The organism is Caballeronia glathei, from assembly GCF_000698595.1.
GTDB lineage: Bacteria > Pseudomonadota > Gammaproteobacteria > Burkholderiales > Burkholderiaceae > Caballeronia > Caballeronia glathei.
On the sequence record NZ_JFHC01000015.1, the window covers coordinates 67944 to 90847 of the forward strand.

22 protein-coding genes are annotated in these 22904 nt (G+C 62.1%); 8 read left to right on the top strand and 14 right to left on the bottom strand.

The window, feature by feature from the left end; translation table 11 throughout:
• Positions 1–6: 6 nt before the first annotated feature.
• Positions 7–1266, bottom strand: a complete 1260-nt coding sequence (locus tag BG61_RS12295; RefSeq protein WP_035925752.1) for an acyl-CoA dehydrogenase family protein — start codon at positions 1264–1266, stop codon at positions 7–9.
• Positions 1267–1633: 367 nt separating this feature from the next.
• Here BG61_RS12295 and BG61_RS12300 point away from each other — a divergent pair, with 367 nt between their 5' ends.
• The 6 genes from BG61_RS12300 (at position 1634) to BG61_RS12325 (ending at position 7727) form a co-directional block, all read left to right on the top strand.
• Entirely contained in the window at positions 1634–2569 is a 936-nt protein-coding gene (locus tag BG61_RS12300) for a TauD/TfdA dioxygenase family protein (protein ID WP_035925889.1), read from the top strand.
• 61 nt (positions 2570–2630) lie between these two features.
• The gene (locus tag BG61_RS12305) at positions 2631–3698 is read left to right on the top strand and encodes an ABC transporter substrate-binding protein (protein ID WP_035925749.1); all 1068 of its coding nucleotides are present in this window, start codon (positions 2631–2633) and stop codon (positions 3696–3698) included.
• A 49-nt stretch (positions 3699–3747) separates the two neighbouring features.
• On the top strand, positions 3748–4596 hold the full coding sequence (locus BG61_RS12310) for an ABC transporter permease (RefSeq protein ID WP_035925747.1): 849 nt from the start codon (positions 3748–3750) through the stop codon (positions 4594–4596).
• Positions 4597–4607: 11 nt separating this feature from the next.
• The gene (locus tag BG61_RS12315; protein ID WP_051672454.1) at positions 4608–5429 is read left to right on the top strand and encodes an ABC transporter permease; all 822 of its coding nucleotides are present in this window, start codon (positions 4608–4610) and stop codon (positions 5427–5429) included.
• A 7-nt stretch (positions 5430–5436) separates the two neighbouring features.
• Positions 5437–6240: an ABC transporter ATP-binding protein gene (locus tag BG61_RS12320; RefSeq protein WP_232255977.1), complete on the top strand. Its 804-nt coding sequence runs from the start codon at positions 5437–5439 to the stop codon at positions 6238–6240.
• A 104-nt stretch (positions 6241–6344) separates the two neighbouring features.
• Positions 6345–7727, top strand: a complete 1383-nt coding sequence (locus tag BG61_RS12325) for an LLM class flavin-dependent oxidoreductase (RefSeq protein WP_035925744.1) — start codon at positions 6345–6347, stop codon at positions 7725–7727.
• 85 nt (positions 7728–7812) lie between these two features.
• Here the strand turns inward: BG61_RS12325 and otsA are convergent, their stop codons facing one another.
• Together otsA and BG61_RS12335 are read right to left on the bottom strand one after the other, a co-directional pair.
• Positions 7813–9219 (bottom strand): alpha,alpha-trehalose-phosphate synthase (UDP-forming), encoded by a 1407-nt coding sequence (gene otsA / locus BG61_RS12330; protein ID WP_035925741.1) that lies wholly within the window; start codon positions 9217–9219, stop codon positions 7813–7815.
• 84 nt (positions 9220–9303) lie between these two features.
• Positions 9304–9540 (bottom strand): hypothetical protein, encoded by a 237-nt coding sequence (locus tag BG61_RS12335; protein ID WP_035925739.1) that lies wholly within the window; start codon positions 9538–9540, stop codon positions 9304–9306.
• 429 nt (positions 9541–9969) lie between these two features.
• On the opposite strand from BG61_RS12335, the gene BG61_RS12340 reads away from it, so the two are divergent.
• Together BG61_RS12340 and BG61_RS12345 are read left to right on the top strand one after the other, a co-directional pair.
• Positions 9970–11001 carry an MBL fold metallo-hydrolase gene (locus BG61_RS12340; RefSeq protein ID WP_232255973.1) on the top strand — a complete coding sequence of 344 codons (1032 nt, stop codon included), beginning with the start codon at positions 9970–9972 and terminating at the stop codon, positions 10999–11001.
• 429 nt (positions 11002–11430) lie between these two features.
• Positions 11431–11691: a hypothetical protein gene (locus BG61_RS12345; protein WP_035925734.1), complete on the top strand. Its 261-nt coding sequence runs from the start codon at positions 11431–11433 to the stop codon at positions 11689–11691.
• A 152-nt stretch (positions 11692–11843) separates the two neighbouring features.
• Here the strand turns inward: BG61_RS12345 and BG61_RS12350 are convergent, their stop codons facing one another.
• From BG61_RS12350 to BG61_RS12400, 11 genes are all read right to left on the bottom strand, one after another.
• Positions 11844–12848, bottom strand: coding sequence for a D-2-hydroxyacid dehydrogenase (locus BG61_RS12350; RefSeq protein ID WP_035925730.1), 1005 nt, complete (start codon positions 12846–12848; stop codon positions 11844–11846).
• 13 nt (positions 12849–12861) lie between these two features.
• Positions 12862–13365, bottom strand: coding sequence for an aromatic-ring-hydroxylating dioxygenase subunit beta (locus BG61_RS12355; RefSeq protein ID WP_051672455.1), 504 nt, complete (start codon positions 13363–13365; stop codon positions 12862–12864).
• A complete protein-coding gene (locus tag BG61_RS12360) occupies positions 13358–14632 on the bottom strand; it encodes an aromatic ring-hydroxylating dioxygenase subunit alpha (RefSeq protein WP_081868052.1) in 1275 nt (424 codons plus the stop codon). The genes BG61_RS12355 and BG61_RS12360 overlap by 8 nt, the downstream gene beginning before the upstream one ends.
• Positions 14633–14707: 75 nt before the next feature.
• Positions 14708–15703, bottom strand: a complete 996-nt coding sequence (locus BG61_RS12365; RefSeq protein ID WP_035925727.1) for an ABC transporter substrate-binding protein — start codon at positions 15701–15703, stop codon at positions 14708–14710.
• Positions 15704–15849: 146 nt separating this feature from the next.
• Positions 15850–16527 (bottom strand): GntR family transcriptional regulator, encoded by a 678-nt coding sequence (locus BG61_RS12370; RefSeq protein WP_232255972.1) that lies wholly within the window; start codon positions 16525–16527, stop codon positions 15850–15852.
• Between the two features lie 168 nt (positions 16528–16695).
• Positions 16696–17283, bottom strand: a complete 588-nt coding sequence (locus BG61_RS12375) for a UbiX family flavin prenyltransferase (protein WP_035925722.1) — start codon at positions 17281–17283, stop codon at positions 16696–16698.
• A gap of 49 nt (positions 17284–17332) precedes the next feature.
• Positions 17333–18340: an ABC transporter substrate-binding protein gene (locus BG61_RS12380; protein WP_232255971.1), complete on the bottom strand. Its 1008-nt coding sequence runs from the start codon at positions 18338–18340 to the stop codon at positions 17333–17335.
• 67 nt (positions 18341–18407) lie between these two features.
• Positions 18408–20003, bottom strand: coding sequence for a UbiD family decarboxylase (locus tag BG61_RS12385; RefSeq protein WP_035925719.1), 1596 nt, complete (start codon positions 20001–20003; stop codon positions 18408–18410).
• A gap of 35 nt (positions 20004–20038) precedes the next feature.
• Positions 20039–21571 (bottom strand): class I adenylate-forming enzyme family protein, encoded by a 1533-nt coding sequence (locus BG61_RS12390; protein ID WP_035925717.1) that lies wholly within the window; start codon positions 21569–21571, stop codon positions 20039–20041.
• Positions 21558–22460 carry a VOC family protein gene (locus BG61_RS12395; protein WP_035925714.1) on the bottom strand — a complete coding sequence of 301 codons (903 nt, stop codon included), beginning with the start codon at positions 22458–22460 and terminating at the stop codon, positions 21558–21560. The genes BG61_RS12390 and BG61_RS12395 overlap by 14 nt, the downstream gene beginning before the upstream one ends.
• Positions 22457–22891: a PaaI family thioesterase gene (locus BG61_RS12400; protein ID WP_035925711.1), complete on the bottom strand. Its 435-nt coding sequence runs from the start codon at positions 22889–22891 to the stop codon at positions 22457–22459. The genes BG61_RS12395 and BG61_RS12400 overlap by 4 nt, the downstream gene beginning before the upstream one ends.
• Positions 22892–22904: the final 13 nt, after the last annotated feature.

A 22904-nucleotide genomic window follows, 5' to 3' on the forward strand; every position in this document is an offset into this window, starting at 1 on the left:
GCGTCCTTATTGCACGGATTCGCCGAGATCGGCGCGCGCTGCGTCCGTTCGCGCCGCCTGTGCCTCATGCGGCAGGCTGAAGCGTTCGTCGGGCGCAATGCCGTTCACGTGATAGCGGCCCACCGCGGCCTCGCGCTGCGTCGCCGGATTGTGCGAGGCGATCACACGCGCGTTGCGCCAGTGCCGGTCCAGCTGTCTCGCTTCGCTTGTCGCGGACGCTCCGCCGACTTCGAACAATAGCGTCGACGCCTCGAGTGTCTGCTCGATCACGATCTGTTGCGCCTTGTACGCTTCGATATCGACGGCGATGTAGTCGTCGGTCGTGGCGTGGCCTGCCTGGCGTGCCTCACGAAGCCGCTGCAGCGATGCCGACAGTGAGGCGACGATGCTCTGCGTCGAATACGCGAGGCTCGCGAGCCGCCCGACCACGCGATGCACGAGCGGATTGTCGCGCGGGCTCGACCGGCCCGGCACGCCGAAGGTCCGCGTGCGTGCCTGAACGAAGGCAACGGCATCGCGCTGCACCGCCTGCGTGATACCGGCGAGCGTCGCGAGATGCACGGTCTGGAAGAACGCCGTCATGAACGAGTCGCGCCGCGGCTCCGAGGCCTTGTAGCGCGACACGATCTGTTCCTCCGCCACCAGCACGCCATCGAAGCGCGTCGTGCCGCTCGCGGTCAGGCGCTGCCCGAAACCGTCCCAGTCGTCGCTGCGGGTGACGCCCGGCGCATGGGTGGCAACGATCACGTTGATGTCCGTGTCAGCGTCGTGCGCCGCGACACTGACCCAGTCGGCATAGAGCGTGCCGGTGCTGTAGTACTTCTCTCCGTCGAGCCTGAAGCGCCCGGTCGCATCGTCGCGGGCAAGCGCGACGGAGTTGTGCGTGGAATTGGACCGCTCGGACGTCGCCGCACCCACCGTCTCGCCCTTCGCGACACGCGTGAGCCAGCGCTCGCGCAACGTTTCATCGCGCCCTTCGAGCCGATACTCGATAAAGCCGAAGTGCGCGCGCAGGATCTGCGGAAGATTCGAGTCGGCCGCACCGAGTTGCGTGAGCAACGCGAAGAACTGCGGCAGCGTGATCCCGCCGCCGCCATACCGCCGCGGCACGCGCAGCGAGGTGAAGCCCGAGGCTTTCAGCCATTGCACGGGTTCGTGGGCCAGCGTGCGGTTCTGTTCGCGGTCAATGCTGCCTTGCGCGATGCGATCGAAGAGTTCGGAAAAGCGGGCGTCGAGGTCGGCGCTGGTGAGCGGCTGGGTCGTCATGAAGTCGGATGTCAGGGCAAAGTAGGCAAGCTTAAGTTCGCCGCGCGGCGTGGTGCAACGAAGCAAACTTGATAACGATATGTCGCGTGCCCATCGCGTCGCTCTCAACGACGCATCGACGCGTGTCAGCAGCGGTTATCGAAAGATAGCAGCGGTTGCCGGCGCGGGAGCAGCGGCGTTAACGCGCCAAAGCCTCCCATTGGTGACGACGCTTTCACCCGGCGTCCGGAAACGCGCCTTTCTTCGGGATCCTGCAATGCCATCGACCGCACGCATGAAAAGCAAAGTCGAATCGCTTCGTTGGTTCGCATCGCAGACGATGCTTCAATTCGTCGACCCAATCAAACCGACTTCACGGGAGATTCGCATGACCGGCACAACCACTCTTTCGCATCCGTCCACAGCGCCACGCACGGTTGCGCATGCCGAGCTACAGGTACGTCCGGTCGGCGGGCGGATCGGTGCGGAGATACGCGGCGTGGCGCTCGGTGCCGAGCTCGACGACGCCACCATCGGCGCGATCAACGCCGCGCTGCTCGAGCATAAGGTGCTGTTCTTTCGCGGCCAGTCGCACCTCGACGACGCCGCTCAGGAAGCTTTCGCCGCGCGCTTCGGCGAGACCGTCGCGCATCCGACCGTGAACTCGGTCGCGAGCGGCAGCCGCCTGCTCGAACTGGACTCGAAGCACGGCACGCGCGCCAATTCGTGGCATACGGACGTCACCTTCGTCGATGCCTACCCGAAGATATCGATCCTGCGCGGCGTCGTGATTCCTCCAGCGGGGGGCGACACCGTGTGGGCCAACACGGTCGCGGCATACGAACATCTGCCACAACCGTTGCGCGCACTCGCCGACACGCTTTGGGCCGTCCATTCGAACGCCTACGATTACGCGGCAAACCGTTCGACGCCCGTCACCGATGCGGAACTCGCGTATCGCGAGCAGTTCACCTCGACGCTCTACGAAACCGAGCATCCGGTCGTGCGCGTGCATCCGGAAACGGGCGAACGCAGCCTCGTGCTCGGGCACTTCGTGCAGCGCTTCGCCGGCTTGTCGCAGCGCGACTCGGATCGCCTGCTCGAACTCTTCCAGGACCACGTTACGCGCCTCGAAAACACCGTGCGCTGGCGCTGGACGCAGGGCGACGTCGCGATCTGGGACAACCGCGCGACGCAGCACTATGCCGTCGCCGACTACGCCGACGCGCATCGCGTCGTACGCCGCGCGACCGTGAGCGGCGACGTGCCCGTAGGCGTCGATGGCCGCACGAGCCGCACCGTCTCGCGCACCACGCGCGCGTAACCCGTTTCGAGATCGGGTCCGGACGCTCGTCCGGCCTCCCCTGTCCTTCCCCGCATACACGATGAGACTACGACATCTACTCAGCGCGTCGACCGTCATGCTCGGCGTGATCGTCAACACAACCGCCTTCGCCGCCGCGCCGGACGTCGTGCGCATCGGCGTCGCGCAACAGGGCACCGGCGACCCGCCCGTGTTCGGCGGCTCACCTGCCGCGACCGCGCAATTGCAGCATCGCGTGGAAGATTCGCTGAAGACCGACGGCACTAAAGTGGAGTGGATCTTTTTCAAGGGCGCGGGGCCGGCCGTGAACGAGGCGCTCGCGAACAAGCAGATCGACTTCGCCTATCAGGGCGACCTGCCCTCCGTGCTCGGCCGGGCGAACGGACTCAAGACGCACTTGCTGCTGGCATCCAATGTGCGCGCGGGGGTCTACCTCGCGGTGCCTCCCGACTCCGACATCAAGGGCGTGAAGGACCTCAGGGGCAAGCGCGTCGGCATCTTCCGGGGGACCAACCTGCAACTCGTCGCCGACAACGTACTCAAGGAGCACGGCCTCAGCGAGCGCGACCTGCGCGTGATCAATCTCGATTCAGCGGCATCGCAGGCTGCGCTCGCATCGAAGGGCGTGGATGCCGTCTTCCTCGACTACAACCTCTTCAAGCTCCAGCGGCAAGGGCTCGCGAAGATCGTCTATGCATCGCGCGACGGCGGTTTGCAGTTCACGCGGCAGGCGCATCTGCTCGTGCTCGAAGACTTCGAGCGCGCGCATCCGGAGATCGTGCAGAAGGTCGTGACGTCGGTCGTGCAGGCGTCGCAGTGGTCGTCCGATGAAGCCAATCGCGATGCGTTGTTCGCACTGTGGTCGAAGAGCGGAGTGCCGGCGCAATCGTGGCAGGCGGAGTATGCGAACCAGCAGTTGAAGGACCGCAGTTCGCCGCTGATCGATCCGTTTCTGATCGCCCGCTATCAGGCCGTGGCCGACGACGCCCTGCGCCTGAACCTGATCCGCCAGCCGGTGAGCGTGAACGGCTGGTTCGAGCCGAAATACCTGGATGAGGCCCTCAGAACGCTGAAGCTTCAGAGCTACTGGCCGCGCTTCGATGCATCGGGCAAGCCGATCGCATGCTGATCCCTTACACGCCGGAACGCTGGCCGTTCCGGTTCCCGGAGACTCGACGATGGCGAACGGTTTCGCACGCAATTTCAATCCCGCGCTCGATACCGGCGTGCGCGATGCGCGCCCTTTGGCGCGCGCCTCGCTGCTGAACACGGGCCGCTCGGCCGGCTGGATCGCGCTGCCCTGGCTGCTGCCCGCCGTGTGTGCCGCGCTGTGGTCGCTCGGCTCGCGATACGGCTGGATCTCGGCGCAAGTGCTGCCGCCGCCCTCGCTCGTCTTCGATACGCTCGCAGGCATGGTCCGCAGCGGCGAGTTGTGGATGCACGTCGGCGCGAGCCTTTCGCGGGTCGCGGTGGGCTTCGGCGCGGGCGTGTTGCTGGGCCTGCTGCTCGGCGGCATGCTCGGGCTTTCGCGCACGGCGGAAGCCTATCTGCTGCCCGCGTTCAACGCGATCGTGCAGGTTCCGGTGCTCGGCTGGCTTCCGTTCCTCATGATCGTCGTCGGGATCGGCGAGCCGCTGAAGTACCTCCTGATCGCACACGCGGCGCTCGTTCCCGTCACGCTCGGCACCTTGCAGGGTTTCCGCCAGACACCCGATGCCTACCGGGAAGTCGCGCGCGTGTTCCGCTTCACGCGCTCGCAAACCATACGCTCGGTGATCCTTCCCGCCGCCGTGCCCGTGATCGGCACGAGCGTGCGGCTCGCCTTCACGAAGGCGTGGCTCACGCTCGTCGTGGTGGAACTCGTCGCGTCGTCGGAAGGACTCGGCTACCTGATCGTCTACGGGCGGCAGCTGTTCCAGCTCGATCTCGTCCTGGCTTCGGTGCTCGTGGTCGGCGCAATCGGGTATCTCGCCGACCGCATCCTCACACTGCTCGAAGCGCGCTTGCAGCGCGGCAACCCACGCTGACGGAGGGCACGATGGCTGACAGCTCACTCGAACTCGAAGCCGGCCGCGAGGTCGGCATCGATCAGCCGGCCGGAAGATGGCGCGGCTGGGTGCTGCCGCTCGCGGCGCTCGCCGTGTGGTGGTACGTCTCTCGCAACGCAAGCGGCACGCAAGGCATCATGGTGTCGCCCGCGCAGGTGCTGCACACCGCGATTGCGCAGGCAGAGAGCGGCGCGCTATGGCGTGCGATGTCCGCGTCGCTCACCCGCGAGCTGACCGGCTTCACGATCGGCACGATCGCGGGTCTGGCGCTCGGCGCGCTGCTCGGCGTCTCGAAGATCGCGAGCCGCGCGATCGGCCCGAGCTTCAATACGTTCAAGCAGGTATCGCTGTTCGCGTGGATACCGCTCATTTCCGTCTGGTTCGGCCTCGGCGACGTCGCGAAGGTCGTGTTCCTCTCGCTCGCGGCACTCGTGCCAGTGGTCGTCCATACGAACGACGGGATCCGCGCGGTGTCGCCGGCCTTGCTCGAGGTCGCCCGCGTGTTCCGATACAGCAAGTGGCAGACCGTCGCTCATGTCGTGCTGCCGGCGGCGCTGCCCTCGCTGTTCACCGGCATCTACCTCGCGCTGATCTATTCATGGCTCGCGACCCTCGGTGCCGAATATCTGCTGGTGGCGGGAAGCGGGATCGGCAATACGCTCGTGGATGGCAGCGAGCAGTTCCGCATGGATCTCGTGGTGTTCGGGGTCATCGTGGTCGGCGTGACGGGATGGGCGCTCAACGCGCTCGCGCGCGCTGTTCAGCGGCGCTGGTTCACTCATGCCGCGCAAGCGGCGCGCCTCACGCAATAGGAGCTTCATCGTGTCGACCGTCATCCAGGATTCCGACAGCAGGCTCGACCTGCGCCAGGTCAGCAAGCGCTTCGCGGGCGACGCCACCGCGCGGCCCGTGCTCGACGGCATCGACCTCTCGATCGCGAGCGGCGAGTTCGTGAGCATCGTCGGCGCGAGCGGCTGCGGCAAGTCGACGCTGCTGCGCCTGATCGCAGGTCTCGACGGCGACTTCGACGGCTCAATCGACTTCGCAGGCGAGCCCGTGCGCACGACCGATCTTGCACGCGGCATCGTGTTCCAGGACCACCGGCTGTTTCCGTGGCTCGACGTCGAACAGAACATCGCGATCGCGCTGAAGAACGCGCGGCTCTCTCGCGACGAGAAGCGTCGCGCGGTCGCCGAACATATCGCGCTCGTAGGACTGCGCGGCTATGAGCATCATTTCCCGCATCAGCTCTCGGGCGGGATGGCCCAGCGCGTTGCCATCGCGCGCGGGCTCGTGAACCGCCCTCGCCTGCTGCTGCTCGACGAACCGTTCGGTGCGCTCGACGCGCTCACGCGGGCTCGCCTCCAGCGCGAACTGCAACGCATCTGGGAACACGAGCGGATCACGATGGTGCTCGTCACGCACGACGTCGATGAAGCCGTGTTTCTCGCCGACCGCGTTGTCGTGATGCAGGCTCGCCCGGGGCGGATCGGCAAGGTGATCGACGTCGGGCTGGCTAGGCCGCGCGATCGCAGTGATGCGCGGTTCGTCGTACTGCGTGATGAAATACTGGGGGAGCTGGGGCAGTTGCAGAGTGACGTCGCTCCGTCAGACGTCCGCTGACACGGCAAGCCCGAACAAAGCTTCGATAGCCAACGAAACGCGCAATACACAAGGCGGCTGCTCGCGCTCCGCTTGTCGTGGCGCCCTATCCGACTGAACATACAATGAGCCAGAACGAACAACAACAGAAGCCCAAGCGGCAAATGCATCTGGGCGCGTTCCTGATGGAAACCGGGCATCACATCGCCGCATGGCGTCACCCCGATGCCGACGCCCACGGTGGTCTGGACTTCGCACATTACGCACGGCTCGCACAAGTGGCCGAGCGCGCAAAGTTCGATGCCATATTCTTCGCGGATAGCGTCGGTGTCCGCGATACGCACCTTCCATCTCTCTCGCGCACCGCACGCGCCGATCACTTCGAGCCGCTGACGCTCCTGTCGGCCCTGTCGGTCGTCACGCGCAACGTCGGGCTGATCGCGACCGTATCGACCACTTTCAACGAGCCCTACAATCTCGCGCGCAAGTTTGCGTCGCTGGATCATCTGAGTGGCGGCCGCTCGGGCTGGAACCTGGTCACGTCGAGCACCGAATCCGAGGCGCTGAACTTCAGCTTCGAGCAACATCCCGATCACGCCGTGCGCTATGAGCGCGCGCGCGAGTTCTACGACGTGGTGGCAGGCCTGTGGGACAGCTGGGAAGACGACGCGTTCTTGCGCGACAAGCCAAGCGGCGTCTATTTCGATCCGGACAAGCTGCACCTGCTCAACCATCGCGGCAGGCATTTCAAGGTGCGCGGGCCGCTCAACGTCGCGCGTTCGCCGCAGGGCTGGCCCGTCGTCGTGCAAGCGGGTGCGTCGGAGGCCGGCAAGGAGCTCGCCGCCGCTACCGCCGAGGTCGTGTTCGTCGCGCACCAGACGCTCGAAGAAGCACAGGAGTTCTATCGCGACCTGAAGGGCAGGCTCGCGCGTTATGGGCGGAATGCAGACCATCTGAAGATCATGCCCGGAATCTTTCCTGTGATCGGCAGGACCGAAGCCGAAGCGCGCGCGAAGTTCGAGCAATTGCAGGATCTCATCCATCCGGACGTTGGGTTGTCACTGCTGTCGAACATGTCGGGTGGCGTGGATCTCTCGCAGTTCCCCGTCGACGGCCCCCTGCCGGAGCTGCCGGAGACCAATGGCGGCAGAAGTCGTCAGCGGCTTCTCTTCGACCTGGCACGGCGCGAGAACCTGACGATACGCGATCTCTATCTGCGCATCGCAGGGGCGCGCGGCCATCAGCAAGTGGTCGGCACGCCGCAAAGCATCGCCGACCGGTTGCAGCAGTGGTTCGAGGAAGGCGGCGCAGACGGCTTCAACATCATGTCGCCCTGGCTGCCCGGAGGACTGATCGAGTTTGCGGAACTCGTGGTGCCGGAATTGCAGCGGCGCGGGCTCTTTCGGACGGAATACGAAGGGCGCACGCTGCGCGAGAATCTCGGGCTTCCGCGGCCTGCGAATCGCCACGCTGTTGCGACGCAGGCTCGTTACGTCGCGGGGCGATAGCAAGAGCAACCTATCGATGATAAATACAGGCGCCATGATGCGTGACGCCTGATCGGAAGTCCCTGTGGCGCGAAACGCATTTACCTCAACTCATCTGCGCTGAAACCGGCTCCGCCTCCGCGAGTGCCTTCAAAAAGGTCTCCGACCACCAGTGAACGTCCTGTTTGCGCACCCGGTTCAAGAGCGCTGAATGTCGATTGATGCGCTCATCCAGCGGCATGACCAATGCCCGCTGAATGGCGTCCGCTGTGCCTTGTGTATCGTAAGGGTTGACGAGCAGCGCTTCCTTCAGCTGCTCGGCGGCACCGGCGAAACGCGAAAGCACCAGCATGCCCGGATCAGCCGGGTCTTGAGCCGCGATGAACTCCTTGGCCACCAGGTTCATCCCGTCGCGCAACGGTGTCACCAGCGCGACGCGACTGGCGCGATAGAGACCAGGCAGCCGCTTGCGAGCCACATTGCGATGGATATAGCGGACCGGCATCCAGTCCAATTCCCCGAAGTCGCCGTTGATCGCTCCGCACAGGCTGTCCATCTCGCGGCGCAGGTCATCGTATGCGCCGACATCCTCGCGGCTCGGCGACGCAATCTGGATCAGCGTTGCACTGTCGCGATTTTCCGGATAGCGCTCCAGCAATTGCCGAAAAGCGTGAATCCTTTGCGGCAGCCCTTTCGAGTAATCAAGTCGATCAACGCCGAGAAGCAAGCGCCGCCGCGAATATTCTTCACGCATGCGCGCAAACATGTCGCGCCCTTCCTTGGCCTGAGCGAGGCGGACGAACTCCTCAACATCGATGCCGATCGGATAGGCCCCGACCTGTAGTGTGCGGTCGAACGCGCGTAGATGATTGGGTCCCAGGCGGACTGCCCGAGCCTCCGATTCGACGTAGTGAGAGAAGTGCGTGACATCGGACTGGGCCTGGAAGCCGACGAGATCGTAGGCAAAGAGCGAGCGCATCAGCCATTCGTGCTCGGGAATCGCCGCCATGATCAGCGGCGGCGGCATCGGAATGTGCAGGAAAAAGCCGATACGATTGTTGCAGCCCGCCAAACGCAACTCCGCAGCCAGCGGGATCAGGTGATAGTCGTGGACCCAGATAATGTCATCTGGCTTCAACAGTGTCAGCAATTTGCGCGCGAACAACTGGTTCACCCGCCGGTAACCTTTTGCGAAGCGCGTATCGAAATTCGCGAGATCCAGGCGGTAGTGACACACTGGCCACAGAACGCCGTTGGAATAGCCCAGGTAATAGGTGTCGTGATCCTCGCGACTCAGGTCAAGCGTCGCGAGCGTCACATTACCGGACGTGTGAACCTGAAGACCGTGCTGGTCGGCCGCTCCACCGTCCGCCCTTTCGGCAAGTTTGCCGCTCCAGCCGAACCATACGCCGCCAGTCTGTTCAAGGCTTTCCCGGAGAGCGACCGCGAGGCCCCCTGCCGCCGCTTTGCGAGGATCGGAAGTGCGGTTTGATACGACCACCAGACGGCTCATAACACGCTCGCAGTTGGCATTAAAACCGACAGTCTCGCACGGTAACCTCAAACCGCCGCGCGACTAGTCGGGCGGTCAGTCTGGTTACGGTCGGTTCTCGATCAACGGTGGCTCGATCGGTCCAGCGAACAGCCCGCCGTCGAAGAACGCGTCGTCGAGTTCCATGATGGAGTCGTCTCCCATCAGAATTACGACGTACTCGCCCATCCCATTGCCCGGCACCTCGGAGATTTCCGCGATGGTTTGTTGGGGCGATCGGTCGTCGACGAAGCGCAACCAGTAGTAACCCGGGGTGGTGGGTCGTGTGTTTGTCCATTCCATATGATATGAGGCACTCGCTTCATCGTTTGACCGGAATATTGCTACTACCTTAACGCTTCTGCCCCGGAACGCCAACCCGTGACGATGCACTCTATAACAGACCAAACGGCAGAATACATCAGAGCCCAGCACTGACGTGCATAAGCGACCGGGCATCCCGTCCTGGAGTCCGCTGACGCACTTTGAAGAATGGTGCCAACGTAACGATTAATCGACACGAAACGTAGACGTCGACCGCATCCGGGCATTGTTGAAAACGTGTCTTCTATCGGACGCTTCCGGCGAGTGAATTTCCGTCTGTTTTTTTGGCAGAAAACAACTTCAACTTGGCAGGAATTCCCTTCACACTCGTGTATCGAAGTTCATTTGCTATCCCCATAATTTTCATGCAGGCGCACGATTTAGTGCCCTGAACCAAGGAATAGCAAAGTGAATACACTCGTCAAGCTGGGAACGATCATCAAGAAAGCTCGCGTACTGCCAGCACTATTGGCAATGGTTTCCATTGCGTCCGGCGGTCTGTATGCCTCTAGCGCTGCGTTTGCGGATTCCGTTAATCAGCCTCCTCAAAGCACGTACGTTGCGCAAGACGATTATTTTCATACCGGTGCAGGCGCGCGTTATTTGCGACGTGCCGACTCGGATCTCGTCGTGGAGTCCCTCCGCGGAAATATCACCGTGATAATGGGTTCCGGAGGGAACATCACCGTCCTGTCGGGAAAAGAAGGGAAATTCGTGGTGGATGCCGGCATTAGTAAATCGCAGAAAAAATTGCAGGCTGTGCTCAGTAATATCAGCCCTGCGCCGCTGAAATACGTAGTCAACACGCATTGGCACTGGGACCATACCGATGGCAATGCATGGATGCATGCGGCCGGCGCGACCATCGTTGCTCACAGGAATACTTTGAAGCATTTGACCGAAACAACGCACGTGGATGCCTGGAACTGGACCTTCGATCCTGTGCCCGCAGGAGCACGCCCGACCCTGCTGGTCAATAAGGGAAAAACATTCACTTTCGCAGGGACCAGGATCGAAGTTGAAAATTTCGGCGGCGGTCACACCGACGGCGACCTGTGGGTCTATTTCAAGGACGCGGATGTATTGGCGTTGGGAGATACCTTCTGGAATGGCATTTACCCGTATATCGACAATGAAGACGGCGGCAGTATCGATGGCGCGATCAAGTGGGCCAACCAAGCTGTCGCGCGCACTACGGATCACACCATCGTCATTCCTGGCCACGGCGCTGTGGGCACCCGCGATCAACTGATTGAATTCCGCGACATGCTGGTCACGGTGCGAAACAACGTGGCTGCCCTGAAACAACAGGGCAAGTCGCTCGACGAAATTGTTGCCGCAAAGCCGACCGCTGCCTTCGACGCCAAATGGGGAAATTTCGTTTTTAACGGCGATCAATTCACCAGGATGGTCTACGCCGGTCTCCTATCAGAAAATTAAAGGGCACCATCGTGCAAGCGGCTTCGCCATCGCTTTGCCGCACTGCCGGCCTCCACGTTTCCCCTGTCCCTCCCGTCGCGAGAGGGGTTCTATTCGAAGCCTTTATGTAGTCTTGCTAGGTGATCCGACGTGCGCTCGTGCCAGTTTTCTCTGATGGAAGCGTTTCGGCGCAAGTCGGCGATGTATCGCCACGTCACTGCGGCCACTGCCAGCAGCTGCAGGCGAGGTCGTCGTACGCACGCCATGGCTCACGCATGGCTACCTGCACACGCGAGACCGTCGTGAAGACCGAAAACGAGTTGCAGATCGCGGGCGAGGACAAGCCGGCGTTCGTCGCACAGACGCTCGCCATGCAGATGGCTTGACCGGGCGACACGAAAGACGGCTTTTGCAGCTCCTGTCCGCGCTGCTTCATCTATCGAGATTGAAATGAATATTCTGTTTCCACACATTGACAGCATTTACGTAGGCGAAGGCCCGATATGCTTTGATGCAATCGTTGACGGCGTCACGATCAGTTGCGTCCTGACGGAACATGCGCTGGGCGCTGCCGCCGGCATCGATCACATCGTTTCCCGGCGTGAAGCGTTCGCCTTTGGACAACCCGCGATCAAGGAAGTCGTGGCTCGCCAGGCAAAGGATGCGTCAGTCGGGCTGATCGTCATTACGCAGGCCGAATTCCGCGTCTGAACGCGAGCGGCCTCATGCGCGATGCCTTAATCCGCTGGGATTGAGTCTTCGAGTGCTCGCGCGTGTTGCATCGACCGGTTGAATCCGAACCATGCGCACCCGCGCGACGGCTCGCATGTGATCTTTAGATTCATACCCACAGCGCACTCTGATCAGTACCCACGTGCAAGGCTGACGACATTCATCAGCGGCTCACCGCGAAGCAATCTGGCAAAATTGCCGAACCAGAGTTCAAGCACCCGCACACTGTAGTCGGGCGCATCGCATGATATGTGCGGCGTCACGACAAGCCCCGGCACGTCCCACGCGGCATTGTCGTCAGGCAACGGCTCGGGATCGAATACGTCGAGAATCGCGCCGCTGCAGGCACCCGAGCGCAGACGCTCGAACAAGGCCGCGTAGTCGATCAGCGCGGCGCGCGACATGTTGATGATCCCCGCACCCGGCCGCATGCGCGCCAGCCGCTGCGCGGAAAGCAGATTCCGAGTGGCGGGAGTGAGCGGCGCGGTCACGATGACGAAGTCGGCTTGGGGCAGCCACTCGTCGAGCGCGTCCACCGGTGCGAGCACGTGCGCGGCATCGGTCGCACCGGAAGCCGACCCGCTGCGGTTCAGCCCGATCACGCGCAACCCCGCCGCGTGCGCGGCACGAGCCGCAGCCATTCCCAGATCGCCAAAGCCGATCACTAGCGCCGTCTTGCCGCGAATCGGCGTAGTGAGCCGCGGCTCCCATCGATGCTCGCGCTGCGCCTGAAGGACACGAGGCATCTGCGAGTTCAGCATCAGCAGCGCCATCTGCGCAAATTCGGCGGCCTTGTCGCTATGTATACCGCTGCTGTTCGTCAGAATCAGATCGCTGCGAAGGCGTTCGAGGGGCATCAGCTGATCGACGCCAGCGCCCGTCGTATGAATCCAGCGCAGGCGCGGCGCGTCGTTTACAACCGCATGCGGAAACCTTGACGCCAGCAAGAAATCGACGTCATCGAGTGGACGCAAAAAGCGTTCACCGTCCCATCCGAACGAGACATCGATCCGCTGCGCGAGACCGGGATGTCGCTCGCAAGCGGTCTGCCACACGGTCTCGTCGAAATGGAAAGCTGGCGATTGCCGTCGCTGGCTCTCCAGATGCAGCCGGTATCGGCGAGCGGGATCGGTCATCGGGATGGCGCCCTCATATCGGAAGCGCGACGAGCGTGTCGTAGCGGCATGAGTCCGTCACGACCGTGCGCTCCCGCAGCAGCGCACGCCCCGCTTCGACAACCACCGTATCGACGTAGCGCCCCGCGCTGAAGACGATCATCGTCCCTTCATAGCCCGTGCGCACAACCATGTAGCTCGTTTCGCAGTTGATGAGACCGTCGTCAACACTGACGATTTCCGTCGGCCCGAGTACGTGGCGGTATACATGAGGCTCGAACACGTTCACCGACCTGATCGAACTCACGCGATCCTGCAGCATGCCGCGCGTGTTGCAGAACCAGATGCCGAAATCACGTCCGGCTTCGAAGTCCGCGCGTGTCAGGATGCGGTAGGTACAGTCGTCGGCAAAGAAGCCCGGCCAGCAATCAAGGTCCCCGTTGTCAATCGAGCTGCAATAGTGGGCCATCAGTCGGTCGATACAGGCGCGGGTCTGCGTGCTGACTTCCACTTCGAGGAAACGCGTAGTGCTAGACATGCATCAGTTCCCGATAAAATTTCCAGAATCCGCGCACCGACGTTTCGGTCGCGCGCGTCGCCATGGGGCCGACACTCTTGCCGCCCATCTCGATCACTGCGGCATCGTCGAGATCGCCCCGTATGCCCTTTTCAACGAACGCCCCGATCGTGCCATCTTCCATCGACACGTAACCCGCCGGGCCGACGAGGTTGCTCTGCTTGCGGCGGATGAGCGTTTGTTCCGGCGTGTCTTCTTCGAAGCCGAGTATTGTCCAGATCAGTTCGCACCGGTCTACGCCAAGCGGCACGACCTGACGAACGCCAATCGAGTTCATGATCTGATGCAGCACGAAGCCCGGGAAAATGCTCTGGATCGCGTTAGTGATCTGGTCGGGATACTCCATCCACTGATCGATCAGCGATGGATCTGCAAGGCCGAAATCGTCACGCATCGCGCGGATCACGCCGGAGTCGTACACCTGGTCGCCGACGTCGGTGAAGCGCTTCGTGAAGGTGATGTGGTGGCGGCTGTCCTCGTCCTGCAACGTGCCGCCTTCCGCGGATAACCGGTTGATTTTGAACGTCGAGAAAAATGCATGCAGCAGGCTCGGATGATAGTTGTCCCGGCTGTTCTCGACGTAGAGTTTCCAGTTGTTGTGCATTACCTGGCTGTACCGGCCAAGAATTCTCACGCGGCCGTAGAGCGTGCGTTCGATGTGCCGCACCATCGTCGGCCCGAGATAGTCCTTCAGCACAGGTGCGTCATCGGAGAATGAACCAAACACCAACCCGCGTAGGGTCTCCACGCGCAGCTTCTTCAGACGGTGCTTCGATTTGTCGAAATCTTCCGGCATGCCGCCTTTGCCCTGCACACCCTTCTCGAACGCCACGCTCGTGAGCTCGCCGTCGAAGTTGTAAACCCAGTTGTGGTAAGGACAGACGAAGTTCGGCCGCTTGCGGTTGCCTTGCGCTTCGTAGCAGAGCACCGATCCCTTGTGCACGCACTTGTTCACGAGCCCGTGGATTGTGCCGTCCTTGTCGCGAACGACGATGACCGATGTTTGGCCAACCTTCGTCGTGATGTAATCGCCTGCCTCCGGAATCTCGGCGTCGAGGCACAGGAAGCTCCACGTCGGCCCGCGAAATACCGCGTCCTGTTCGCGCTCGTAGGTTGCCGCGTCGGAAAATACGCGCAGCGGCACGCGTGTAATTCCCTCTTCCGGCCAGCGGATTCTGCTCGCCGGCCATGCAATGCTTGCGACCATGGCGTCGCATTTGTCCGTCATGTCACTGCTCCCGTTAAAACCGGCACGCTGCAACGGGCGCCGGCCACCCTCGGCACTTGTTCGTGCCAGGAGTCGTCATTTGCCTGCCTCGGAGTCGAGATAGGGTTTCTGATAAAAGAGGTCCGCGGGCAATTCGCCCTTCAGCGTGCCACCAGCCTTGAATACCTCGAACGTTCGTTTGAGTGTGTCGACATCGGTCTGTTTGAACGAGACTGTATTCATGGCTGTCCAGTGGTCACTGTAGAAGCGGGCGCCCTGGTCGTTCATGCTGGCGGCCTTCCTGAGTATCGCCACCACTGCGGCAGGATTAGCCGCGCCGAAGGCGAGCGCCTCTCGCATGGCCGTGATGACCTTTGCGGCATCGTTGGGATTCTGTTCCAGCCATTCGTTGCGCATGACCGCGACGCCGATGTACGGCGGCGTGGAGGCCCTGGTCATCTGCTTCCATTGATCGGAGAGCGTGGCGATCACGCGCAGCTTCTGGTTGCTGTCCGGCACCTGTGCCACTGTGGTGGGTCGCATGACCGCCGCGTCGACGTTCTTCTGCAGGAGGAATTGCGCGAGACGCGGTTCGTCACCTGCGACCAGACGGTAATCGGCAAGTTTCAGGCCATAGTTTCCGTCCAGCACGGCGGTGCCGACACCTGTCGTCCCGCTGCCCACTGGCGACATGCCGATCTTCTTTCCACGCAACTCCGACGGCGCGCGAATCGGCGAATCCGCGAGCACGACAATCTGTGCGTCGATCATCTGCGTAGCGGCGATCATGCGGATGGGTACGCCCTGCTGACTGAGGCTGAGCGCCCCGGCAAGGCTCGTGCCGAACGCCAGATCGATAGCGTTGGACGCAAGCGCCGTGGTAGGCCCGTTCACATCCGGAAAGTGAATGAACTGCACTTGCAGCCCCTGCTTCTCGAAGAACTTCTGCGCCTCGAGAACGGCACCGAAGCCAAGGCTGATGCCGCTCGTCCAGTAGCCGACACGCAGCGTCGTTGCATACGCGCCCGTAATGCTGCAAGCAATAATAGAAAGCGCGAGAACAACCTTGATAACGGTACGCAATGGCTTCATGGTGCTCCGCCCGAAGTGTGGATGCGATCGGCTTGTGTTAGCGTCTTCCAGGAGGAATACTAACTTTTACTATCAAAACAAAATGCGCGGCACAATCTATTCAATAAAGAGAATCCGAAAATATGACGGAACCTCTCTATTCCGGCCTACCTTCCAATCGCCATCAGCGGCGCATGTTCAAAGTCCTGCTTCATGCTTCGAAGCACGCGTTCCATCGTCATGTCGCGGAACTTCTCGATGTGACGGCGCGTAATGCGCGCGGCCGCCTTGCCGTCGCCGGCCGTCAACGCCTCGACCAGGAGACGGTGATCGTCCGCGATTTCGGGACTGTCGTCTTCGCCGCTGAAACCGAGCGCCACCAGCCGCGTCATTTCGTCGAACAACACCGCGATGCTGCGAACGAGACGTTCATTGCCAGACGCCATCGCGATCATCAGATGAAACTCCCGGTTCGCATCGAGGAAGAAGTCGATACGGTTGCCGTGATTTTTCGACGCCGTATTGGCCCGCGCAGCGCGATCGATCCGCATCAGCGCCTTCGCGTCCACCTTGCCGGCAGCAAGCCGCGCGGCCTCGGGCTCGAGGATGAGCCGCAGCGCGAACACCTCCTCGACGTCCTTCAGCGTAACCGGCACGACGATATAGCCGTGACGCGGCACCGAACGCACGAGCCCGTCATGCGTGAGACGTGCGAGCGCCAGTCGGCATGTGGACTTGCCAACCGCGTACTGCTCCATCAACGCCGCCTCCGTCAGCATGCTCTCGGGTCTCAGCGAACACGACAGGATCGCCTGCCGGATAGCCAGATAAGTCGACTCGCCCAACAACTTGCCTTCGGTTGCCGCCTTATCCGCAGATATCACTTTTCCTGCCATATTGACCTGTACCTCGTTCCAGGAGTGCCTTGGTATTATGCTTACGCAATGCTGTAGGCACCTCACCATTCTAGGAGATGCCTATCTGGAAGTAAACAGGCCACAAACAGGCGAACCTCACCCCGAGGTTCCGCTCCAGCGGCGTATGGTTCCTGAATCGATATCGAATAGATCGAGCACGCGGCCAAGCGTGTGATCGACCATCTGCTCGAGCGTTTCCGGCATTGCATAGAAGGCTGGTACGGGCGGATACACGATCGCGCCTGCTTCGGTAACCGCTGCCAGGCTGCGAATATGACCCGCGTGCAGCGGCGTCTCGCGCACCATCAACACGAGCGGGCGGCGCTCTTTCAGCATCACGTCCGCTGCGCGCGACAGCAACGAACCGGTGCAGCCGGTGGCAACCTCCGAGAGTGTCTTGATCGAACACGGCGCGACGATCATGCCGTCCACGCGAAACGACCCGCTCGAAATCGCTGCACCGATATCGGCGTTCGGATAGCAGACATCCGCAAGCGCTTGCAGATCGGCGAGCTTCATATGCATTTCCTGCGCGAGCGTCACCTGCGCCGACCGGCTGACCACAAGGTGCGACTCCACCTCGAGTTGCCGCAGCAAGCGAAGCAGCCGCACGCCATAGATCGCACCCGACGCCCCGCTGATACCGACCACGATGCGCCGCGGCCCTCCTGATCGCGAAGTCATGCTCCACCTCCTCTGCTTGTCCGGCCGGTATATTCTGCATCCGGGCGCGTCATGGCTTTCGCCCAGCCATCATTTTCTTTGCCATTTCATACGGGCCCGTGACGAATACGTCCGGCGGGAGTGTGCCCTTGATAGCGCCGCTCGCCGCAAAGATCTGCTGCTCGCGCCTGAGCGTATCGATATCGGCGGATTCGAACGAAATGCTGTTCAGCTCGGCCCAATGCGCCGCGTAGATCCGGGCATCGCTCGCGGGCAGATTGGCGACTTTCTGCAGCGTTGCCGCAACCTGTTCGGGATGCGCACTGCCCCACGCAATTGCGTCGTGAATCGCGACGATCAGCTTCGCTACGGTCTGCGGATCCTTCTGAATCAACTCCGTGCGCGCAGCGCCTACGCCAAGATAAGGCATCGCGTCCGACTTCGTCAGTTTGTGCCATTCCTCGACGAGCGTGCCCAGTCGTCGCGTCTTCACTTCCGCAAGTTGCGCGACGGTGACAGAACGCAGCGCGGCCGCGTCGACCTGGTCCTGCGAGAGAAATTGCGCAAGACGTGCCTCATTGCCAGGCACGAGCGAGTAGTCACCGGCATTCAAGCCGTAATTGGCACGCAGGACCGCGGCCGTCATCAATGCAACCGAGCTTCCGGCGGGGGACATGCCGATCTTCTTGCCGCGCAACTCGGCGAGCGACTTGATGCCCGAACCGGCTGGCGCGACGAAGGTGACATCGGCCGGCGCGGTCGCACCGAAGATCTTGACCGGCACCCCTGTTGCCGCGATGCTGAACGCACTCGCGCCCGCCACGCTGAAGCTGACGTCGATCACGTTCGCGGCCAGCCCGCTCGCCGGCGCGTTGACTTCGGCGAAGTGGACGAAGCGCACATCGTCGATGCCGGCCTTCTTCAGAAAATCGCCTGTCTCCAGCACCGCGCCGAGACCCAGGCTCACACCGCTCGTCCAGTAGCCGATACGCAGCGTCGCGGCATGCGCGGACAGTGTGAGGATGGACATCGCGACGGCAAGAAGGGCACGCCTGGCACGCATGGAAGGTTGCATCATGTCTGCTCATCGAAGGGAGTGAGAGGCGCTGCGCTCACGCGCAGCTCGCATGAAGACATCGCGAGGATCACCGGCGTGTCGGGGGGACCGCATCGAACGCTGAGCCGCGCACGCACAGCTTGCCTTCCGCCGTCTTCCACAACTGCTTGCGCTCGTGGAGTTCGCCGAGTGCCCGCGCCAGCGTCTGGAAGTCATATTTCGATAGCCGCTCCGCGAGCTCGGTGTAGTAGAGCGGCACATCGCCGACCAGCGCCAGGGCATCCGCGGCGGCTTCCTGCACCTTGCGGGGGTCCGAAACGAGCACCGTGTCGGCCTTGCCGCCAACGTAGTCGGCGATCTTCGCCGTATCCGCATACGCATACGAAATGCGCTCATATCGCTCGTGCGGTATGCCCTCCGAAATCGTCGCGTCGACTCCGACCTTCGCACCCGTGGGCACCATGCCCGGGGGCATCACCGGCAGGCTCGGATCGAGCGGCTTGGCCCGTGCGCCGGGAATCACGATCAGATCGCGATCGCCCTGCACGCGCGTTGCAATCGCCCATTCGACCTCTTCGCCGTTGAACACATCGATGTCATCGTCCACCACGACCACATGCTTCAGGTCCATCACCGACAACGCAGCCAACAGCGCGTTCTTGCCCTCGCCCGCCTGCTTCTTGATCGAAATGACCGCATGCCAGAACGCGCGGCCGCCGAGCGTCACGTTGATGTCCTTCACCTGCACGCCGGCCGTGCGCAGTGCGCTGCGGATGGCCTGATAACGGGTGGGCGCCGCGAGCCAGGTGTTTTCCCAAGGCATGTGCAGCGAGTAGTACATGGCGTCGCGCCGATGCATGATCGCCTTGATACGCACGTCCGGGTTCCAGTGCAGGCCGCCCATCAGCGCGGTGAATTCTCCGAATCGCCCTTCCGGCTGTGTCCAGCCCGTCGGCAGGATTTCCGCTTCGATCACGATTTCCGAGTCGGCGATATACGGCAGATCGACGGTCTCGCACGGCGCCAGTTCGACCGGGACCCCACGAATGCCGCCGGCGATCGCCATTTCGTCGACACCGATCGGCGCGCGGTAGCCGGCGCCCATGATTTCCATCGGGTGGTTGCCGATCGAAATGGAGATTGGACACGGACGGCCTTGCTCGTAAGCGCGCTGCGCGAACATCCGCATGTTGTTGGGCGTCACGATATCGATGCCGGTCAGCGCCTTCTCCTTCACCATGAATCGATAGATGCCGCTGTTCAGCCCGTATTCCGGATCGCGCGAGATGACGATACCCGCGGTGATCATCGGCCCGCCGTCGAAGATCGACGACATCGGAATCGGCAAACGAAACAGGTCGACGTCGTCACCCTTGTAGATCACCTCTTTCGTCGCGGACGTGGCGACATATGTCGGAGGAATCGGATTCCGGATGCCACGCTCCAGCATCTTCTCGATCTCGAAGTAGCTATCGCAGCCCATCGCCATCATCGCCCGCTCCTGCGTGCGGATGATGCCGGAGAGCAACGGCACGCTATAGCCGATCACGTCATGAAACAGCAAGGCCTTGTCACTCTGGTCGACGAGCGTTCCCACATGCCGGATATCGACGGGCTGACGGATATCGATCAGTTGCCCCGCTGTGCGCAACCGTGCGAGAAACTCGCGAAAGTTCTCTTTCATGCTGAACTCCTTGGGTATCAGTGGTATCGATCTGTCTACGCGGTCTCGCTGTCCTGCAGCGATGCAACCGCCATGGCCCTCAACAGGGCACGATCGATCTTGTTGGTGGAGGCAAGCGGCAAGGCGTCGATGAACCAAACGCGCCGCGGATGCTGGTACGCAGGCGCGTGCATGAGCGCGTGCCGTTTCACGTCCTCTTCGTTCAGCGCCGCATCCGCGCGCCGCACGACGAATGCGACCGGCTTCGTTCCCTTGATGTCATCGTCGACCGGCACCACACACGCCTGCGCGATATCCGGATGCGTTTCGAGCACCTGCTCGACCTCGCCGGGGAAGATGTTTTCTCCACCCGACACGAACATGTCGTCCGCGCGGCCGACGAATGCATAGAAGCCCAGTTCGTCGCGCCGAAACACGTCGCCAGTCACGTAGAACCCATCGCTCGTGACGGGTAGCGGCAGGTCCGGCCGATTGTGATAACCGAGCATCACGGCGGGACTCTTCACTGCCAGCACGCCGGTTGCGGGTCCCGCCTGCGACGCGTCGATCAGTTTCACGGCGACTTCAGGATGCGGATAGCCGACCGACAGCAACGGCGGTTCATGCCGGTCAGGATGTGGGCCGAACACGATCGGTCCACCCTCGGTCGTCCCGTAGACGTTCGTGAGTTTCGCATTCGGCAAAACGTCGGCGATTTGAGCAAGCAAGCTTTCGCTGACAGGCGCCGAACCCATCCGGATGAAGCGTACCGACGAGAGATCCGTGCGCGCCAGCAGATCCTTTTCACGAAGCATCATCGCAATCATCGGAGGAACGGACGTAAGCCAGGTGACGCCGTAACGCTCGATGGCCGTGATGTACATGCGCGCGGTGAACTGCGGAAGAAGAACGACCGTGCCACTGCCATACAGCGACATCAGCACGAGCGTGAGCGCGTTCATGTGGTACATGGGCGCAGCCACGAGGAAACGATGAGTCTCCGGCGGTTGTGCGCGTGCCCGCGTGCGCGCAACCCAAAGATGACTTCTGTGCGAAAGCATCACGCCTTTGGGCTTCCCGGTAGAGCCGGACGTATACAGGAACATCGCGGCCGCATCGGGAGCGGGTACGACAGTCTCGAACAGTCCCGGATCGACAAACGAGGCAAAGCCTTGTTTCCCTGCTGAATCGAATACGACCTTCGGCAGGTCGTCCGGACAATCGGCAAGCCGTGCGACATCGCAGAACACCATTCGCGCGCCGCTATCGCGAATCACGAACGTCGACAACGCAGAAGGAAACCGGAAGTTGACCGGCACCGCGACCATTCCTGCGCGCATGATGCCAAGCAACGCCGCTACATATTCAGGGCAGTTCGCCGACAGAATGGCGACGCGCTCGCCTAGCTTCAGCCCCGCGCGAACCAGGGAACGCGCGACGCCGTCCGCCAGTGCGTCGAGTTCGCCAAAGGTCACGTGTGCATCCTGCGAGGCGCCCGCTTCGTCCGGTTCCCCGAGCGCGATCAACGCGAGCTTGTGTGGATCGACACTGGTGTCGATCAGGTCGCCGAGATTCTCAGGCGTGCGCATGTTCAACTGCTCCGATAAATTCAATGACGGCATTGAGTTCGCCTAGCAGCACGGCAACGGACGGCGCATTGCTGCCTGGGTGTGTGGACGGCATCAAGCGCACAACGCTTTCGTCGAAACGTTCCGCGAGCACATCGAGGCGAGCACGTGTGAATGCGATGTCGTCCACCTCCACGACGAGCGCGCCGAAGTAGCTCTCGCGTCCGGCCGGGTTGCTCACGAGACTGCGGTACCGCGCTTCGTACTCGGCGCTTTCGATGAAAACCAGTTCGAAATCACCGAGCGCGATCCGGGTTTCATATTTCGCCGACGCAGCGGCATCTGAATTTCCGGCGATCAGCGCGTACCGTTGTGCGTCCTGCCTCGGATGACCGCTAACGACGACCAACTCCTTCAGTCCGATCGCACCGTTCGGATGCTTCGTCCACTCAGGACGAAAGACCCACTCGGGCGTCACGTGCTCACAAAAATAGACGCGTCCCGCGGACAGTTCGCCGGGCTCAAGTCGCGTAGTCCTGAAGCGTGCGATCTGCTCGGTACCGTCGATATCGACCGGTCTCGTGAAGGTTTGAGGATCACCTGCACGCACGCCGACGCCCGTGAGCCGCGCATGCGCCGCTTGCGCGTCGTCTGTCCTGAACACGAGTCCATCGATACCAAGCCGGCTTTCGAGAATTTCACGTCGCAATGTAGTCGCGCCGGGCGGCAAGCCAACGAGTTCGAGGTAGTGCCCGTCGAACATCATCAGGTGGTTGACCGAGCCCAGCGAGTGATAGCCGCGCGGCGTCAGTGCGAAACCAAGTGCTTCGAAACACGACGCCGCGGCATCGGTTTCGAACATCGCGTTGACGACGACATGGTCGAGCGTCGAGGTCGCTGTTCTCATCATGCCTTTGGCGCAGGCGCTGGCGCGGTCGAGTAGACACCCCGGCCGCTCGCGAGAAGCGCACCGGACTGGTCATAGACATGCGCCTCCGCCACGGAGATCGCGCTGCCGAACTTCACAACCTTGCCGCGCGCCGTGAGGTCCCCGGGCATCGCGGCGCGGTGATAGTCGACGCGCAAGTCGATCGTCGGAACACCGCGACCGGTCTTCGACACGAGTGCCCAGTCCGCAGTGAGGTCAACGAGCGCGGCAAGAATACCGCCGTGTGTGTAGCGGCGCTCCGGATTGACGACCCATTCCTCCCGCCACGTCGCGCTTATCTCGATCGTACCGTCGCGTACGTCGAGAACACGCAAGCCGAGCCATTGATGGTACGGACCGCGCGTCAGCATCGCCTGAACCTGCTCAGCGGTAAGTTGCTCCATTTCAGCCATTCAAGTCTCCGTT

Coding starts and splice junctions, on each gene's coding strand:
- BG61_RS12395 (WP_035925714.1), bottom strand. CDS start 22,460: ATGATGAGAACAGCGACCTCGACGCTCGACCATGTCGTCGTCAACGCG.
- BG61_RS12360 (WP_081868052.1), bottom strand. CDS start 14,632: ATGACGGACAAATGCGACGCCATGGTCGCAAGCATTGCATGGCCGGCG.
- BG61_RS12390 (WP_035925717.1), bottom strand. CDS start 21,571: ATGCGCACGCCTGAGAATCTCGGCGACCTGATCGACACCAGTGTCGAT.
- BG61_RS12325 (WP_035925744.1), top strand. CDS start 6,345: ATGAGCCAGAACGAACAACAACAGAAGCCCAAGCGGCAAATGCATCTG.
- BG61_RS12345 (WP_035925734.1), top strand. CDS start 11,431: ATGAATATTCTGTTTCCACACATTGACAGCATTTACGTAGGCGAAGGC.
- BG61_RS12310 (WP_035925747.1), top strand. CDS start 3,748: ATGGCGAACGGTTTCGCACGCAATTTCAATCCCGCGCTCGATACCGGC.
- BG61_RS12350 (WP_035925730.1), bottom strand. CDS start 12,848: ATGACCGATCCCGCTCGCCGATACCGGCTGCATCTGGAGAGCCAGCGA.
- BG61_RS12380 (WP_232255971.1), bottom strand. CDS start 18,340: ATGATGCAACCTTCCATGCGTGCCAGGCGTGCCCTTCTTGCCGTCGCG.
- BG61_RS12400 (WP_035925711.1), bottom strand. CDS start 22,891: ATGGCTGAAATGGAGCAACTTACCGCTGAGCAGGTTCAGGCGATGCTG.
- BG61_RS12295 (WP_035925752.1), bottom strand. CDS start 1,266: ATGACGACCCAGCCGCTCACCAGCGCCGACCTCGACGCCCGCTTTTCC.
- BG61_RS12335 (WP_035925739.1), bottom strand. CDS start 9,540: ATGGAATGGACAAACACACGACCCACCACCCCGGGTTACTACTGGTTG.
- BG61_RS12305 (WP_035925749.1), top strand. CDS start 2,631: ATGAGACTACGACATCTACTCAGCGCGTCGACCGTCATGCTCGGCGTG.
- BG61_RS12315 (WP_051672454.1), top strand. CDS start 4,608: ATGGCTGACAGCTCACTCGAACTCGAAGCCGGCCGCGAGGTCGGCATC.
- BG61_RS12365 (WP_035925727.1), bottom strand. CDS start 15,703: ATGAAGCCATTGCGTACCGTTATCAAGGTTGTTCTCGCGCTTTCTATT.
- otsA (WP_035925741.1), bottom strand. CDS start 9,219: ATGAGCCGTCTGGTGGTCGTATCAAACCGCACTTCCGATCCTCGCAAA.
- BG61_RS12375 (WP_035925722.1), bottom strand. CDS start 17,283: ATGACTTCGCGATCAGGAGGGCCGCGGCGCATCGTGGTCGGTATCAGC.
- BG61_RS12355 (WP_051672455.1), bottom strand. CDS start 13,365: ATGTCTAGCACTACGCGTTTCCTCGAAGTGGAAGTCAGCACGCAGACC.
- BG61_RS12385 (WP_035925719.1), bottom strand. CDS start 20,003: ATGAAAGAGAACTTTCGCGAGTTTCTCGCACGGTTGCGCACAGCGGGG.
- BG61_RS12300 (WP_035925889.1), top strand. CDS start 1,634: ATGACCGGCACAACCACTCTTTCGCATCCGTCCACAGCGCCACGCACG.